The organism is Paenibacillus sp. UNC499MF, from assembly GCF_900107975.1.
Taxonomy (GTDB): Bacteria; Bacillota; Bacilli; order Paenibacillales; family NBRC-103111; genus Paenibacillus_F.
Genome location: NZ_FNVF01000003.1, coordinates 434,883 through 450,563, shown reverse-complemented (window position 1 = coordinate 450,563; position 15,681 = coordinate 434,883). Strand labels below are relative to the sequence as shown.

The 15,681-nt window shown below is 50.4% G+C and carries 10 protein-coding genes; all 10 read left to right on the top strand.

Annotation, left to right across the window (positions count from 1 at the left end; genetic code table 11):
• Positions 1–63 precede the first annotated feature (63 nt).
• The 10 genes from dxs (at position 64) to C4S74_RS10115 (ending at position 15,678) form a co-directional block, all read left to right on the top strand.
• On the top strand, positions 64–1,965 hold the full coding sequence (gene dxs / locus C4S74_RS10165; protein ID WP_103995209.1) for a 1-deoxy-D-xylulose-5-phosphate synthase: 1,902 nt from the start codon (positions 64–66) through the stop codon (positions 1,963–1,965).
• 123 nt (positions 1,966–2,088) lie between these two features.
• Positions 2,089–2,931: a TlyA family RNA methyltransferase gene (locus tag C4S74_RS10160; protein WP_103995208.1), complete on the top strand. Its 843-nt coding sequence runs from the start codon at positions 2,089–2,091 to the stop codon at positions 2,929–2,931.
• A gap of 115 nt (positions 2,932–3,046) precedes the next feature.
• Positions 3,047–3,517, top strand: coding sequence for a hypothetical protein (locus C4S74_RS10155; protein WP_103995207.1), 471 nt, complete (start codon positions 3,047–3,049; stop codon positions 3,515–3,517).
• Positions 3,514–3,960, top strand: a complete 447-nt coding sequence (gene ahrC / locus C4S74_RS10150; RefSeq protein WP_103995206.1) for a transcriptional regulator AhrC/ArgR — start codon at positions 3,514–3,516, stop codon at positions 3,958–3,960. The genes C4S74_RS10155 and ahrC overlap by 4 nt, the downstream gene beginning before the upstream one ends.
• Positions 3,961–3,992: 32 nt before the next feature.
• Positions 3,993–5,732 carry a DNA repair protein RecN gene (recN, locus tag C4S74_RS10145; RefSeq protein WP_103995205.1) on the top strand — a complete coding sequence of 580 codons (1,740 nt, stop codon included), beginning with the start codon at positions 3,993–3,995 and terminating at the stop codon, positions 5,730–5,732.
• A 111-nt stretch (positions 5,733–5,843) separates the two neighbouring features.
• Positions 5,844–7,178, top strand: a complete 1,335-nt coding sequence (gene spoIVB, locus C4S74_RS10140) for a SpoIVB peptidase (protein ID WP_103995204.1) — start codon at positions 5,844–5,846, stop codon at positions 7,176–7,178.
• A gap of 198 nt (positions 7,179–7,376) precedes the next feature.
• Positions 7,377–8,171 (top strand): sporulation transcription factor Spo0A, encoded by a 795-nt coding sequence (spo0A, locus tag C4S74_RS10135; protein ID WP_103995203.1) that lies wholly within the window; start codon positions 7,377–7,379, stop codon positions 8,169–8,171.
• A 321-nt stretch (positions 8,172–8,492) separates the two neighbouring features.
• The gene (locus tag C4S74_RS10130) at positions 8,493–9,551 is read left to right on the top strand and encodes an Ig-like domain-containing protein (RefSeq protein ID WP_258042446.1); all 1,059 of its coding nucleotides are present in this window, start codon (positions 8,493–8,495) and stop codon (positions 9,549–9,551) included.
• 33 nt (positions 9,552–9,584) lie between these two features.
• A complete protein-coding gene (locus tag C4S74_RS10125) occupies positions 9,585–13,949 on the top strand; it encodes a polysaccharide lyase family 8 super-sandwich domain-containing protein (RefSeq protein WP_103995201.1) in 4,365 nt (1,454 codons plus the stop codon).
• A gap of 775 nt (positions 13,950–14,724) precedes the next feature.
• Positions 14,725–15,678 carry a copper amine oxidase N-terminal domain-containing protein gene (locus C4S74_RS10115; RefSeq protein WP_103995199.1) on the top strand — a complete coding sequence of 318 codons (954 nt, stop codon included), beginning with the start codon at positions 14,725–14,727 and terminating at the stop codon, positions 15,676–15,678.
• The last annotated feature ends 3 nt before the right edge of the window (positions 15,679–15,681 follow it).

Sequence of the window (15,681 nt, the reverse complement as noted above, 5' to 3'; positions counted from 1 at the left end):
GAACACATGAACGTATTTCATAAATTTTGCTAATTTTCACCTTCGGAAAGCGAGGAAATTAATGTGCTGCTCGATCATATTAACCAGCCAGAGGATTTAAAGAGGTTGTCTACGGCGGACCTTGAACAGCTTGCGGGAGAAATCCGGCAATTTCTCATCGAAAAGCTGTCTGCATCCGGCGGGCACCTCTCCTCCAACCTGGGCATAGTGGAGCTGACCATTGCGCTGCATACGCTTTATGACAGCCCCCGGGACAAATTTATTTTCGATGTGGGGCACCAGGCGTATGTGCACAAAATTTTAACCGGGCGCAAAGACCGCTTCGATACCCTGCGCAAGTATAAAGGGATGTGCGGCTTCATCAAGCGGGCGGAAAGCGATCACGACGTATGGGAAGCGGGACACAGCAGCACCTCGCTATCGGCGGCGATGGGGATGGCCATGGCCCGCGATCTGAAGGGCGAAGACTTCCGGGTTTTTGCCGTTATCGGCGACGGAGCCATGACCGGCGGTATGGCGCTTGAAGCGATGAACCATATCGGCCACGAGAAGAAGAATTTAACCGTTATTCTGAACGACAACGAAATGTCCATCGCCCCTAACGTGGGCGCGATCCACAATTATTTGAGCAAGATCAGGTCCGACAAGCATTACCGCAAAGCGAAAGAAGAAGTCGAAAGTCTCCTTAAGAAAATCCCGGCTATCGGAGGGACTCTGGCCAAGACGGCGGAGAAAGTCAAGGATAGCCTGAAATATTTGCTTGTTTCCGGTGTCTGGTTCGAAGAGCTGGGCTTCAATTACATCGGTCCCGTCGACGGTCATAATCTTCCTTTGCTGCTTGAAACGCTGAAGCAGTCCGAGAAAGTGGATGGCCCTGTGCTCATCCACGTCATTACGACCAAGGGGAAAGGATATTCCCCCGCGGAGATGGATTCCCACAAATGGCACGGAGCCAGCCCGTATAAGATCGAATCCGGCCAGTTCCTTAAAGCCGTGGGCAATCCGATGTACACCGAAGTTTTCGGCAATACGTTGATAGAGCTTGCGGAGCAAGACGAACGCATCGTAGCTGTAACGCCGGCTATGCCGGGAGGTTCGGGGCTGATGAATTTCGCCGCCCGTTTCCCTACGCGTATGATCGATGTGGGTATCGCCGAACAGCATGCGGCCACTTTGTGTGCGGGCATGGCTGCGGAAGGGCTGAAACCGGTATTCGCCGTCTATTCGACGTTCCTCCAGCGCGCCTATGATCAGGTTGTGCACGATATTTGCCGTCCCAAGCTGAACGTCATGTTTGCCATTGACCGCGCCGGCTTTGTAGGTCCCGACGGGGAAACGCACCAGGGCGTGTACGATATCTCGTTCCTGCGCAGCCTGCCGAATATGGTGCTTATGATGCCTAAAGACGAGAACGAGCTCCGCCGCATGATGCGGACGGGGATTGATTATAACGAGGGGCCGGTCGCCGTGCGTTATGCCCGCATTAACGGGCTCGGCGTCCCTCTGGACGAGAATCCGCAGCCGATTCCGATCGGCACCTGGGAGACGCTGACCGAAGGGGATACGATGGCAGTACTGGCCGTCGGCCCGATGAATCAGGTCGCTCTGGAAGCCGCGGATATGCTGAAGAAAGAAGGCATTAACCTGCGCGTTATCAACGCCCGGTTTATCAAACCGCTGGATGAGGCTATGCTTCTCCAGCTGGCCAAAGAGCATATGCCGATCATCACTATGGAAGAAGGATCGGAACAAGGCGGCTTCGGCAGCGCGGTGCTCGAATTTTACGCGAAGCAGGGCATCGAAGGCGTTCGTGTCCGCACGATGGGCGTGCCGGATTACTTTGTGGAGCACGGTTCCATCAAAGAGCAGCGCCAGGAAGTCGGCTTAACCGCCGAACACCTGATTACGCAGGTTCACACGCTGCTGCCGCGCAAACGCCAGCGTTCCGCGGGCCTTAACGCCTAACATCCCGCCAGGAACCCGGCGGGCAGGGCTTGTCGTCACATGCCGACAGTCACTCCCGGGAACCAGCTTACACGTGCCGGCAGCAGCCGGCCCAAACGACGAACGATAACAGGAGCTTATGGAATGGCGACAGATAAAGAACGAATTGATGTGCTGCTCGTCGAACAAGGCTATTTTGAAAGCAGGGAAAAAGCCAAGGCCGCCATTATGGCTGGCCTTGTTTTTGCTGATGAGGAGCCTGTCGATAAGGCAGGAATGAAAATTAGCCGCGCAGCCGCCTTGAAAGTGAAAGGTGCGGTGCATCCTTATGTGAGCCGCGGCGGCTTGAAGCTGGAAAAAGCGCTGAAACAGTTTGACATTGACGTGAAAAACGCGGTGATGCTCGATATCGGAGCTTCTACCGGCGGTTTTACGGACTGCGCGCTCCAGAACGGAGCTTCGTATGTGTACGCGATCGATGTGGGCTATAACCAGCTCGACTGGTCACTTCGACAGGATGAGCGTGTCCAGGTTATGGAACGCACGAATTTCCGTTACTTGACGCCGGAAGAACTGACCGGTCCGTCCCCGTCTTTTTCCACGATTGATGTTTCTTTCATTTCCCTGAAAATTATTTTGCCTCCGCTGAAAGCGATGCTGGGTATAAAAGGGGAGACGGTTGCCCTGATCAAACCACAATTCGAAGCGGGACGCGATAAAGTAGGCAAATCCGGAGTAATCCGGGATTCCGAAGTGCATAAGGACGTATTGGAAAGTGTCCTGGGATTCGCGAAGGACATCGGCTTTTACTTAAAAGGACTGACGTTCTCTCCGATTACCGGGGGCGAAGGAAACATTGAATTCCTTGCTTACTGGACCTGCAATCCCGAAGATCCGGACAAGCTGGAAGAACCGATTCAATCCCTGATCGACCGAGTCGTTCCGGAGGCCAAGGCCATGTTCGCCAAACCTGAAGCCCGGTATTGAAATATCAAGCTGGTCCGCGCAGAAGGTTTTTATACGGCAAAACAACCGGAAAAGGCTTCCCGGCAAAAGGAATCCTCGCCTCCCTTAGCGAATAGGTACGTCGAGGTGATCCGGTATGCAGCACGGGGATACGCTTATCCTAATTTTGCTTTTAGGACTTCTCGCAGCATGGGCCGGCATAAGTTTCCGAAAGTGGCTGTACGAGCCTTACACGGATTCGTTCCAACCTGTCCGCATGACGGACTATAACGAAGTTCCGGAGGACGATGAAGTTGTCGAGCTTCTGATCGGTGCGGGGTTTGACGTGGTCGGCGGGAAAACCAAAATCCCGATTTCCATGACCCTGAATCAGAAGGATGAGCTGTACAGCCGCCTGTTTATCGACTATTTTGCTGAAAAAGAGGACAATCTGTATCTCGTCAAGGTGGCACGCGAACGCAGGCCGCTTGAGATGACAGGAAGCGCTATCCGCGACATGCTGCTGGTGTATTCGCTCCTCGTGCCGGAAGCGGCCGGAGTGCTGTACGTGGACATGAACGGACGCAAGATCAAACAAATTACGTTTACCATTGAGGTGTTCGAATGAAGGGGCAACGCCACGTTAAAATCCGGGAAATCATTACGGGCCATGAGATCGAAACTCAGGACGAGCTGGTGGAATCACTGCGCAGCGCCGGTTTCAACGTGACCCAGGCGACGGTTTCCCGGGACATTAAAGAACTGCATCTGATCAAAGTCCCGCTTGATGACGGAAGGTACAAATATTCAATGCCGGCTGATCAGCGCTACAATCCGATGCAGCGGCTCAAACGGGCGCTAAGCGATCATTTTATCAACATCGATTTTACCGAGAATCTGGTTGTCATGAAGTGTATGCCGGGAACGGCAAATACGATCTGCGCCTTGATCGATAATTTGGAATGGAATGAAATCATGGGGACGATTTGCGGGGATGACACGATTCTGATCATCTGCCGGACGAAGGACGTCAGCCAGAAAGTCGTGAATCAGATTATGTCGCTGATCTGACTCGGTCATGCAGCGAATTCAGGGGAGGACCTATGCTCACAGAACTGTCTATCCGCAATTTGGCGGTTATCGAATACGTTCACATCGGATTTAAATCCGGCTTTCATGTTCTGACGGGTGAGACCGGTGCCGGTAAATCCATCATTATCGACGCGCTGAGCTTGATTGTCGGCGGCCGGGGTTCCTCCGAATTGGTCCGCTACGGCAGCGAGAAAGCCGAGATCGAGGCTGTTTTCGAAATCGGCGAAGGACATCCCGTCTGGGCCACGCTTGCCCAGCTCGGTATCGAAGCCGCGGGAGAGGAACAGCTGCTGATCCGCCGGGAAGTGACGGCAAGTGGCAAAAGCTCCAGCCGGATCAACGGCCAGCTCGTCAATTTGACGATGCTGCGCGAAGTCGGCGGCTGGCTCGTCAATATTCACGGCCAGCATGAGCATCAGTCTCTTCTCAAATCGGACGAACACATCCACTGGCTCGATGCATACGGAGATAAAGAGGTAGGTCCCAACCTGGCGGCATACCGCGAATCGTACGACCGCTACACGAAGCTCCGCAAAGAGCTGAAGGCGCTCCGGGAAACGAGCAAGCAGTCGCTGCAAATGATCGATCTTTACCGTTTCCAGGTGGACGAAATCGCGGCGGCAGCCTTGAAGGAAGGCGAGGACGTCACGCTGACGGAGGAGAAAAGCAAGCTGGCGAACGCCGAAAAGCTGTATTCGAGCGTTGCCGGCTCCTACGATACGCTGTACGGCGCGAGCAGCGGGCTGGAAGCCATAGGCAAAGCCATCACCCGCATCCAGGACGTGGCGGCTATCGACAGTGCGGGAATCGCCCCTCTGCTGGAGCAGATGCAGAGCGCGTTTTACCAGCTTGAAGATGCCGCTTACCAGCTGAGGGATTACCGCGACGATATCGAGTTCAATCCCGAGAGGCTTGACGAAATCGAGCTCCGGCTCGATTTAATCGCTTCGCTTCGGCGCAAATACGGCGATACGATTGCGGAGATTTTGGCTTACAGCGAGAAAATCAGCGGGGAACTCGCCACGATCGAGAACAAGGACGAGATTATCCAGAAGCTCCAAGAAAAGCTCGACCGTGAAATCGTGCAGCTCACGAAAGCGGCGCGGAAGCTGTCCGGTTCCCGCAAAAAAATCGCGGACCGTCTGGCCGGAGAAATCGAGACGGAGCTCCGCGACCTGCATATGGAGCGCACGCAGTTCCGCGTCCAGGTATCGCATACGCCGGTTCCTGAAGGCAGCGGGGGGCTGGAGATCGGCGACGAGCCGCCCGTTAAATTTACCCGGGACGGTGTCGATCTCGTCGAGTTCCTGATGGCGCCGAATCCCGGAGAACCGCTCCGCGGGCTCAGCAAGATCGCTTCCGGCGGGGAGCTGTCGCGGATTATGCTTGCGATGAAAAGCATTTTCGCCCGCCTGGATCAGATCCCGGTCCTCGTGTTCGACGAAGTGGACACCGGTGTCAGCGGACGGGCGGCCCAGGCGATCGCGGAGAAGCTTTCCCTGCTTTCGCGCAGCTGCCAGGTCTTTAGCATTACGCATTTACCCCAGGTGGCATGCATGGCCGACGTACATTTTTACATTCATAAGGAAGTTCAGGGAGAACGCACGTTTACCCGCGTGACCGATCTGGACCGCCGCGGCCGTATCGAAGAGCTTGCCCGGATGCTCGGAGGGGTCGAAGTGACGGAAACGACTCTGCATCATGCTCAAGAAATGCTTGCATTGGCAGACGAAAAAAAGTCAAGGAACTAACTGAGGCCCCTAGAAGCATTTGCAGTTATAAAACGAATGGAGGGAGGATACCTTAAAGGTACGCATTTGACGAGGGTTCGTCAGGGCAAGAAAGCAGAAGGAGGGTGTCTTGTGAAATCGAATCGTCGTAGAAGATTCATTGGTCTCCTGCTCGTTTTCTTCGTTTGTATCCTAAGTGTATCCGCCCCTTTCCAAAGCTTCGCCTCCTTCCCCGATGAGCTCCGGTTTTTCAGCGGGCAAGCCAAAGAAATCAGGCTTTCCATGCCGGTCAACGCCATGCTTACGGTGGAAGACCCCGAAATAGTCAAGGTTAACGGGAACTCCCGGCACTCATTTCAAGTTAATTTGAAAGATCCGATTTCCCTCCAGTCCAATCAGCAGGGCTATACCGAGATGAAACTGAAGCTGTTCGGAGCCATACCCCTCAAGACCGTTAAGGTCAATGTCGTGCCGGACCTTAAAGTCCTTCCCGGCGGGCAAACCATTGGCGTCAAAATCAAGTCAGCCGGCATTCTGGTTGTAGGCCATCATCTGGTCGCCGTGACCGAGAATCAGAAGATCTCGCCGGGTGAAGAAGCGAAGGTGCAGGTCGGTGATTTGATTGTTGCGATCAACGGGAGTCCTTCCGCGGACGTGTCCAAGGTGTCCGGTCTCGTCAACAAAGCCGGTCAAAACAAGAAACCGCTGGAGCTGACGGTGCAAAGAGGCAATCAGCGCTTCGACCTTAAGCTCAAGCCCGCTTATGACGTCGTGGACAAGTCGTACCGGCTCGGTCTGTATATCCGCGATTCCGCGGCAGGAGTAGGCACTCTGACCTTCTACGCGCCCGAACAGAACGTTTACGGTGCCTTAGGCCATGTGATTACCGATATGGACACCCAGACTCCGATCGTGGTCGGCAGCGGGGAGGTCGTTCACTCGAGCGTCACGTCGATCGCCAAGAGCCAGAACGGCGAGCCCGGCGAGAAGCATGCGCAGATTTTCCGGGACAGCAAGGTGATCGGAACGATCGAGAAAAACACCCCGTTCGGCATTTTCGGCAAAATGGAAGAAGCTCCTGAGTATAGTTTATCCCGAACTCCGATTCCTGTCGCATTCGCGGAAGAGGTAAAAGAAGGTCCGGCTCAAATTTACACGGTCGTGAACGGACAAAAAGTGGAGAAGTTCGATATCGAGGTCGTGCATGTGGCGAAGCAGGGAAGCCCGGCAACCAAGGGCATGGTTATCAAAGTAACCGACAAACGGCTCCTTGAGAAGACCGGCGGCATCGTGCAGGGGATGAGCGGAAGCCCGATCATCCAGAACGGCAAAATGATCGGCGCCGTCACCCACGTTTTCGTGAACGATCCTTCCAGCGGGTATGGCTGTTTTATTGAATGGATGCTCCAGGATGCAGGCATTCTGCTCCGGCCCGAATCAGATGCGAAAGGACTGAAGGCGAGTTAGCCTTTGGTTCTTTCTTTTTTGCGAACGATTTGTCGAAAAATGTTGAAATACCAAAATAAAACTCTATTATAAAATAACTGCTCACAAAAATAAAGAAAATAATTTTTCGACAGAAGGAATTTGATTAGGCGTGTCGAAATGATACAACAAGGAATTAGAAAACCCTCGATTTTTTTACAAATAAAGGAGGCTTTCAAGTTGCAAAAGATTCAAGTTTTGTTAGCGGACGACAACCGAGAGTTTACACATTTACTTTCCGAATTTATCAGTGAACAGGAAGATATGGAGATTGCAGGCATCGCCTATAACGGAAACGAAGTGCTCCGTTTTATGGAAACGCAGAATGATGTGCCTGATATTCTCATTTTGGATATTATCATGCCTCATTTGGACGGCCTGGGTGTACTCGAGAAGCTTCGCGAAATGAACTTAAATCCGGCTCCGCGGATCATTATGCTCACGGCCTTCGGCCAGGAGAATATCACGCAGAAAGCCGTGCAGCTTGGCGCCTCCTATTATATTTTGAAGCCTTTTGACATGGAAGTTCTGACGAACCGGATCCGTCAGCTGGTGGGCAATCAGCCGGCTGTTACGTCGACCAGTTCCATGAAAGCGAATGTCGTTCAGATGCCGAAAAGCAAAAATCTGGACGCTAACATTACGACAATCATACATGAAATCGGCGTACCTGCGCATATTAAAGGATATCAATATCTGCGCGAAGCGATCACGATGGTGTACAACAACATCGAAATTCTCGGCGCCATCACCAAGACGCTGTATCCCGCCATTGCGGAAAAATACAAAACCACCCCGAGCCGCGTCGAACGCGCCATCCGTCACGCGATTGAAGTCGCCTGGACGCGCGGCAACATCGACAGCATCTCGTTTATTTTCGGCTACACCGTGAACATTTCGAAGTCGAAACCGACTAACAGCGAATTCATCGCGATGGTGGCGGATAAGCTGCGGATTGAGCACAAGGTGAGCTGAAGGTAAGCTTAGAGCTGACCGGGTTTCGGATATTCTTGAAGAACAATTTTTGCGGTAATTCTCTAAAATCAGCGATACTAAGCGATAAACTTTTATGCACCAAATACCAACCGATACCGTTATTTATTGGATTTGCAAAAATCCGATGAAGGGCGGTATTTTTTTATACTCTCACAAGATAAGGTAAAAAAATGACCTGATAAAGTCAAAATCGTTCACGATAGAGCAAAAAAATGAACTAGGACGCTGCTAAATATTTCTCTAGGATAGGATGGAGAGGAATTTTATTCTTGAAATCAGAATGAGAGGGGAGCAAAGTGAATGACTTCGATGAGCAGAAGAATCTCGGTAATTCTGTTTTTTTGCTTCATGATGCAGGCGCTTTCATTTGTGACAGCCGTCCATGCAAGCGAGCCGCAGCCTGATTTGGTTTCTAATGGCGGATTTGAAAGTGTAAAGTCAGGGGCAGGAAAGTGGGCGGCTGGAGCTGAACCCGTTGGTTGGGGGTTATGGTTGGCAAGCGGGACAGGAAAGGCCTCTGTGACCGGGGATGTTTACCATACTGGGACTCAAGCGGTCCAGCTTGAACATTTGGCTCTGAGCAGAACGGGTCTTTCTCAGGATGTACCGATTGCAGGCGGACAAACGTATAAACTGAGCGTTTGGGTGAAAACGAAGGATGTCAATTCGGGCATTGGCGTGTTTGTAAGAACACAGTTTTTTAAAAGCATCAAAGGTTTTGACGGAAAAACGCTAGATGAAAAGATAGGTTCGGGGCCTTCGACAGAAGAATTAACGGGGACTCAAGACTGGATGAAGCGGGAAGTGATCATAAACAGTCCGGAGGACGCGAAGTATATCCGGCTGGAACCCTTTTTCGAAACAGGGACAGGTACGGTGTGGTTTGATGATATTTCTTTAGTTAAATGGAACAGTGTGACAGGCCTGGCGCTGGACCAAACGAGTGTGACAATGGATACAAAGCAAACCGCTGTCCTGACGGCCAAGGTGACGCCTGAAAATGTAAGCGGTTTATCGCTGCAGTGGCGGGTCGACAACAAAGATGCTGTGCAGGTGGAGGCTCAAGGTTCTCTTGCTGTTCTGACGGCTCTGAAGCCGGGGAAGGCGATCGTAACGGTGATGACTGAGGACGGAACTTTTGCGGCAACCAGTGAAATTACAGTAAAAGAAGCAGGCATCCAGGGGGATCTTACGAACGATGGAAAAATAACCGTCGGAGATTTGGCTATGGCGGCCGCGCATTTCGGTAAAGATACAAGCAGCCCGGATTGGGAAACGGTAAAGGCTGCCGATGTGAACGGAGACCATAAAATCGACCGCAGTGACCTGATGTGGTTCGCGGAGCGGATTTTTCCATAAGTCAGTTATATAAACGAAAGGAGTGTTATTTTCGTGAAAAAGTCCATTTTGCAAGTTGGAGTCATTGCTTTAACGATAGTCGCGCTCATTTTCACCTCTTTTCCCGTTTCTGTTCAAGCTCAGCAGCCGGACCCGATCGATTCCATGAGGGACAAATGGTTTGCGTTTTTGACGGGCGGCAGGCAAATCGATTTGAACGATGAAGATATCCGTCAAGCGGTGGAGGCGAACGCCAAAAAGGTAACCAACGACCAAAAAACCGGCTTTTGGGACCTGCTCCTTAAAGACCCGGCACGCAAGTCGTTGTGGGCGGATTATGGGAGTACGACGGATTCAAGCCATATTACCCTTTCTTATAACCGGTTGAAGGACATGGCGATTGCCTACTCGACTCAAGGCTCGGACTTGTACCGGAATGAGGGGCTTAAACAAGATATTATGGCGGGTTTGGATTGGATGTATACCAATCGCTTTAATGAGAATAAAGCGAAATACAACAACTGGTGGGATTGGGAAATCGGATCACCGCTGTCTCTCGGCGATATCATGACTTTAATGTATGACCACCTTTCTCCCGAGCAAGTTGCCCGTTATACCCGGACGATTGACAAGTTTATACCCGATCCCACCCTACGGCTGGGCAGCACATTGAAAGAAACAGGCGCAAACCTTTTGGATAAAGCATTGGCAGTACTGATTCGGGGAGTTATCGGCAAAAGTGAAACGAAAATCGTTCAGGCGCGCGGCTCCATTAGCTCGGTATTTCCTCCGGTAACAAGCGGCGACGGTTTTTATTCCGACGGTTCTTTTATTCAGCATAACAATATTGCGTATACCGGAAGTTACGGAAGTGTCCTGCTTGGCGATATCGCTAAGCTTTTGACGATATTGAATGATTCGCCTTGGCCGATTCAAGATCCGAACTTGGCGAATGCGTACGACTGGATCACCCATTCGTTCGAGCCGCTCATTTACGGCGGACATATGATGGAAATGGTCAGCGGGCGGGCGGTATCGCGGTATAACAACAACACTCGCGGAACTGCGTGGACCATTAACCGGATGTCACAATTTGCTCCTCCCGAGCTTGCGGCCCGTTACAAAAGCATGGTCAAAGAATGGGTTTTATCGGATACGAGTATGTCCAACAAATATGAGGGCATGCCGATTCGGGATCTTGTTCTTTTCAAAGCTTTAATGAAGGATACGTCCGTCGTGCCGCGCGGGGATTTGATTGTCCATCATCAATTTTCGGCGATGGATCGTGTTGTTCATGCGCGGGAGGGATATGCCTACGCTATCAGCATGTCGTCTTCGCGAATTTCCAACTATGAGGGGGGAATCAACGGCGAGCATACGAAGGGCTGGTACACGGGCGACGGCATGACGTATTTGTACAATAACGATGCCGCTCAGTTCAGAGACGCATTCTGGCCGACGGTAAATTCATACCGGATGCCGGGAACAACCTCCGACGGCTTGCCAAGGACAGGCAGTAAAGTAACCTCTAAAAGCTGGGTCGGCGGAGCATCGATGGACGAGTTGTATGGTACGGCCGGAATGGATCTGGCTCCTCCAGGCAGTAAATTAAATGGAAAAAAATCATGGTTTATGTTCGATAACGAGATTGTCGCATTGGGAGCGGGGATCACAACTCCCGACAGCCGAAAAGTCGAAACGATTGTGGAGAACCGGATGATTAATCCGGCGGGAAACAACAAGCTGATTGTGAACGGAGAGACGATGCCGAGTGATTTGGGCTGGTCCAAAAATCTTGCCGGAGTAAAGTGGGCCAACTTGCAAGGTACGGCAGCCGGAGCCGATATCGGCTATTATTTTCCCGAAACGGCAAATGTCAGCGCTTTACGGGAGGCGAGAAGCGGTTCGTGGAGAGATATTAATCCGACAGGCCCGACGGACATCATCACGCGTAATTATGTCAGCTTAGCGATCGATCATGGAACCAAGCCGGCCGATCAATCTTATTCCTACGTGCTGCTGCCTGCTTTAAATGCGGCGGCTACCCAATCGTATAGTGAAAATCCGGATGTGCGTATCTTGAGCAACACGGCTCAAATTCAAGGTGTTCAAGAAACCAAATTGGGCTTGACCGGGGTTCACTTTTGGGTACCGGGGACGCTGGATCGCATACGCGCCTACCAGCCTGCTTCGCTCATGATGAAGGAAAAAGGCGATGAGCTTACGATTTCGGTGTCAGACCCGACCCAATCCCAGTCCAAAGTAAAAGTGGAGCTGGCTGCCGCCGCTTCGCAGGTGCTTGCGAGTGATCCCAGCGTGAAAGTATTGCGGATGCTGCCAACCGTGCAGCTGGAAGTAGATACTAGAGGGTCTTTGGGAAGAAGCCACAGTGTTCAATTGAAAATTAACCCGGATCAGGAAGTGGAGCTTCCGGGGGAAACCGATTATGAACCTGACCCCGCCGCAAAGGTTCGAGTTCCGGTTACGGAAGATACATTCGTTAATGGCGGGACAGATGCGAACAACAATTTTGGTAGTAGAGGCTATTTAAATATTCGAAATGGGAGCGGAAACACAGACCGCAAAGTTTTTTTGAAATTTGCGCTGCCTTCCTCTTTGCAGGAAATTCATACTGTGAGCCTTAATGTTTACGGGGAGACAAAAGACGGAAGCGGTAATATCTCGGATATTGGCGTCTATGAGGTGCCCGATGACAGCTGGACAGAAACAACCTTGACTTTTGCGAATAAGCCGGCGTCAGGTAAACAAATTGATGTGGCTACGTTCACAACACCGGAACAATGGCGTAAATTCGATGTGACTCCGTTTGTGCTGACACAGCAGCAAGGGGACAAAGTGGCAAGCTTTTCCTTGCAGCAGGTCGGAAGTAACCTGGCGTCAACGATTCGAAGCCGCAAAAGTGAAGATGGAAAATATCAGGCTTATTTGGAAGTGCTGCTTAAAGACACGAAAGCGCCTGCAACCTCCGTGCGTGTCGATGGAAATAGCGGAGCGGATCAAGAAAATTACAAGGACGTGACCCTGCACTTTACCGCGGTGGACGATCCGAACGGTTGGGGTGTTTTGAGGAGCGAGTATCGAATCAATGGCGGGAAATGGACGACAGTCAAAGCGGGTCAGGGCGTTATTCGGGAAAAAGGTGTGCATAACATCGAATATCGCTCGATAGATAAGGCCGGCAATATGGAAGAAGCACAAAAATTGACTGTCGTCCTGGCTAATGCGGATACGGAATTAAGCGGAAATCAATCCGTCATTAAGGGTGAGCCGCTGATTGTTACCTACCGAATCAAAAAAGCTGTTAGCGATATGTATTCCCATGACTTGACACTCGATTATGATGCTCATGTGCTGGAGTTTGTCTCCGCCGAGTCTGTGCAAAAAGGCGTATCCATACTCAAGTCGAAGGCGGAAGATACCGGACGTCTGCGGTTCGTGATTGCCGGCGAGGGACAAGAAATCCAAGGAAACGCCGACTTATTGAAGCTTACATTTAAAGCCAAAAAAGCGACGGAGGCTGTAAGCGGCAAGATTGAGGTGGTTCAAGCGATCCTTGCCGATAAACAGGGAAGCGAAATGGCGGTGACGCCGAGTTCTCTTCATTTTAGCGTCCAAGCTTCAACAGAAGAGCCGGGTCCCGTTAAACCTGACCCGGGAGATAACGGAAGCGGAACTGATAACGGCAATGGTAACGGTACCGGCAATGGTAATGGCAACGGCAATGGTAACGGTAGTGGTAGCGGCAATGGTAACGGCAATGGTAGTGACGGTAGTAACAGTAACAGTAACGGCAACGGTACCGGTTCCGGTACGGATAATGGAGGCCATGTAGAGCCCGAAATTCCAACGGACAACACAGAAGCAGTTGTTTTAAATGATTTGAATGGTCATTGGGCAGAAGAAAAAATACAAGAAGCTGCTAAAAAAGGATTGATACTAGGATATCCGGACGGATCTTTCCAGCCGGACAAGAAGATCACGCGCGCCGAATTTACCTCCTTGCTCGTCAGAGGATTAAAACTGGATGAAGAGACCGAGCTAGCGTTCAGCGATCAGGATCTAAAAGATCATTGGGCAAAGCCGGACATCGCGAAGGCGGTTAAAAAAGGACTTATCTCCGGTTATCAAGACAACACATTCCGTGCCGAACAGGATATAACGAGAGCTGAGCTTACGGTAATGGCCGTGAAGTCATTGAATTTGGCGGAAGAATCTCCGGATTTAACATCCTTCGTTGACCAAGGCGATATTCCCGTCTGGGCACGGGGGTGGGTAGCGGCTGCTGTGAGCAAAGGCCTCGTTACAGGACGGGATAACCGGACATTCGCTCCTCTGGCACCGGCAACTCGTGCGGAAGCGGTTGTCATTCTTCTGAATGTATTATCCTTGAGGAAGTAGTTCAGACTCGAACGGGTACTTTATATGTAAAAAGAAATAGGAGCCTCTCACGCAGATTTTACGTAGGGTAATATCCCCTTCGGTAGACAACGAAATGGAGACATCTGATAAGGTGGTCTTTATGTTGTCTGCTCGAAGGGTTTTTTTATGGAGAAACCGGGTCGTAGGAATATCGCAAATTTGCGATTCTCAGGAGCAAACCGAATACAGTCGGAGCCACTCCTTATGGAAAAAGGAAATCAAACTTAATAGCCGGCTTAGTAAAGCGTTGGAACGGGAGAACAGTCGAAGATATAAGCCGATCTTGGATCAAACCGGTAACGGACCCAGAATGCCCCGGTCCATCGATAACCTGAAGCTTCGTTGAACGATACATTAATTGGATAGAACCAGAATCGCTCTCCAGTCCAGAGCTGGACATAAGTTAGTTTATATAAACAGGGATTTGGTTGTACGAATGCAGGGGGACGAGGTGGCGGCGGGGGTTGGAAAAATGACATTTGATTCCACTCCTTTAGTCAGGTATTCAAAAAAATATCATATTTCAAGATATGTAGGTGAATAACTATTGACTATGCTGATGCCTATTGACAGCCCCGAATTTTGAGTTGCATAAGCCGGTATAAGGAAGGAAGCTATCCTCCTTTCTCCTTTGTATCATTTGTAATTGACAAAATTTTTCTGAAAAACTATTCTTATTGGAAGATAGAGGAAGATCGGGTGCCAATGTTCGGTCTTTTTTTTGTGAAATTTATATCATAAAGGACGTGTTCCGATGTCAAAAAGGTTGTTTAACTATGTGGGGATGCTGCTGGTCTTATCTTTTTTGTTTACAGGTCCGGGGAATGTCAGAGCGGATAATTTTACGGATACGGAAGAAGAAATCGGGGTCATTTTAGACGCAAAGTGGGTTAAATTTGACAGCCCGCCATTTATGGAAAATTCGACGACACTTGTTCCATTCCGGCCTGTTTTCGAACGGATGAAGCTGAACATCACATGGGATGAACAGACCCGAACCGTAAAAGGGGAGAGAGGGGATACTTTAATTGAATTGCAAATTGATAACCCCGTCGCAAAGGTGAACGGTCAATTTATTAATCTGCCTGTGGCTCCCAAGCTAAAGGACGGGTATACGTTTGTTCCTTTGAGGTTTGTCTCGGAATCTGCGGGGGCGAGGGTGGAATGGGACCCGAATAGGAAGGATGCGATGATCTATAGCAAGAACGAATATACGAGTACCGATAACAAGTTCCGCTTTACAGCATACGGGCTCTGGAGTAATTTGGACGGAATCGATTCTATACAACCGGAAGTGGATGAACTGGCTCAAGATTATATCAGCATAGAAGATGAGGAAAATATCCGTTTGGCGCTAAAGTATTTTAATTATACGATGTTATTTATAGCCGAGGAACCCGAAAACCAGCAGACCAAAAACTTTACACTCAAACAATACGTGAATTCTGTCAAAAAGAAGGCGGCCATTTCCAGCGATGATATTTTGGATGAAAAACAAATAAGCGTGTTTGGGTATGACGCTGCCCAATTGACTTACAAAAATCATCTTGATTGGAACAGCAGAATTGATACGCTTATCGTCTTCAAATCGGATTCCCGATTTTATACCATTAGGAACTCATCTTATACGGAAACTTATAAAAGTTCGCTCGAAAACTTTCAACAATTACTGCAAACGATGAAATTTAACGAAAAGCAGTATAATTAGTAA

What these genes read in the sequence shown, in the direction of transcription:
- C4S74_RS10160 (WP_103995208.1), top strand. Translation starts at nt 2,089, where the DNA reads ATGGCGACAGATAAAGAACGAATTGATGTGCTGCTCGTCGAACAAGGC.
- C4S74_RS10155 (WP_103995207.1), top strand. Translation starts at nt 3,047, where the DNA reads ATGCAGCACGGGGATACGCTTATCCTAATTTTGCTTTTAGGACTTCTC.
- ahrC (WP_103995206.1), top strand. Translation starts at nt 3,514, where the DNA reads ATGAAGGGGCAACGCCACGTTAAAATCCGGGAAATCATTACGGGCCAT.
- recN (WP_103995205.1), top strand. Translation starts at nt 3,993, where the DNA reads ATGCTCACAGAACTGTCTATCCGCAATTTGGCGGTTATCGAATACGTT.
- C4S74_RS10130 (WP_258042446.1), top strand. Translation starts at nt 8,493, where the DNA reads ATGACTTCGATGAGCAGAAGAATCTCGGTAATTCTGTTTTTTTGCTTC.
- C4S74_RS10115 (WP_103995199.1), top strand. Translation starts at nt 14,725, where the DNA reads ATGTCAAAAAGGTTGTTTAACTATGTGGGGATGCTGCTGGTCTTATCT.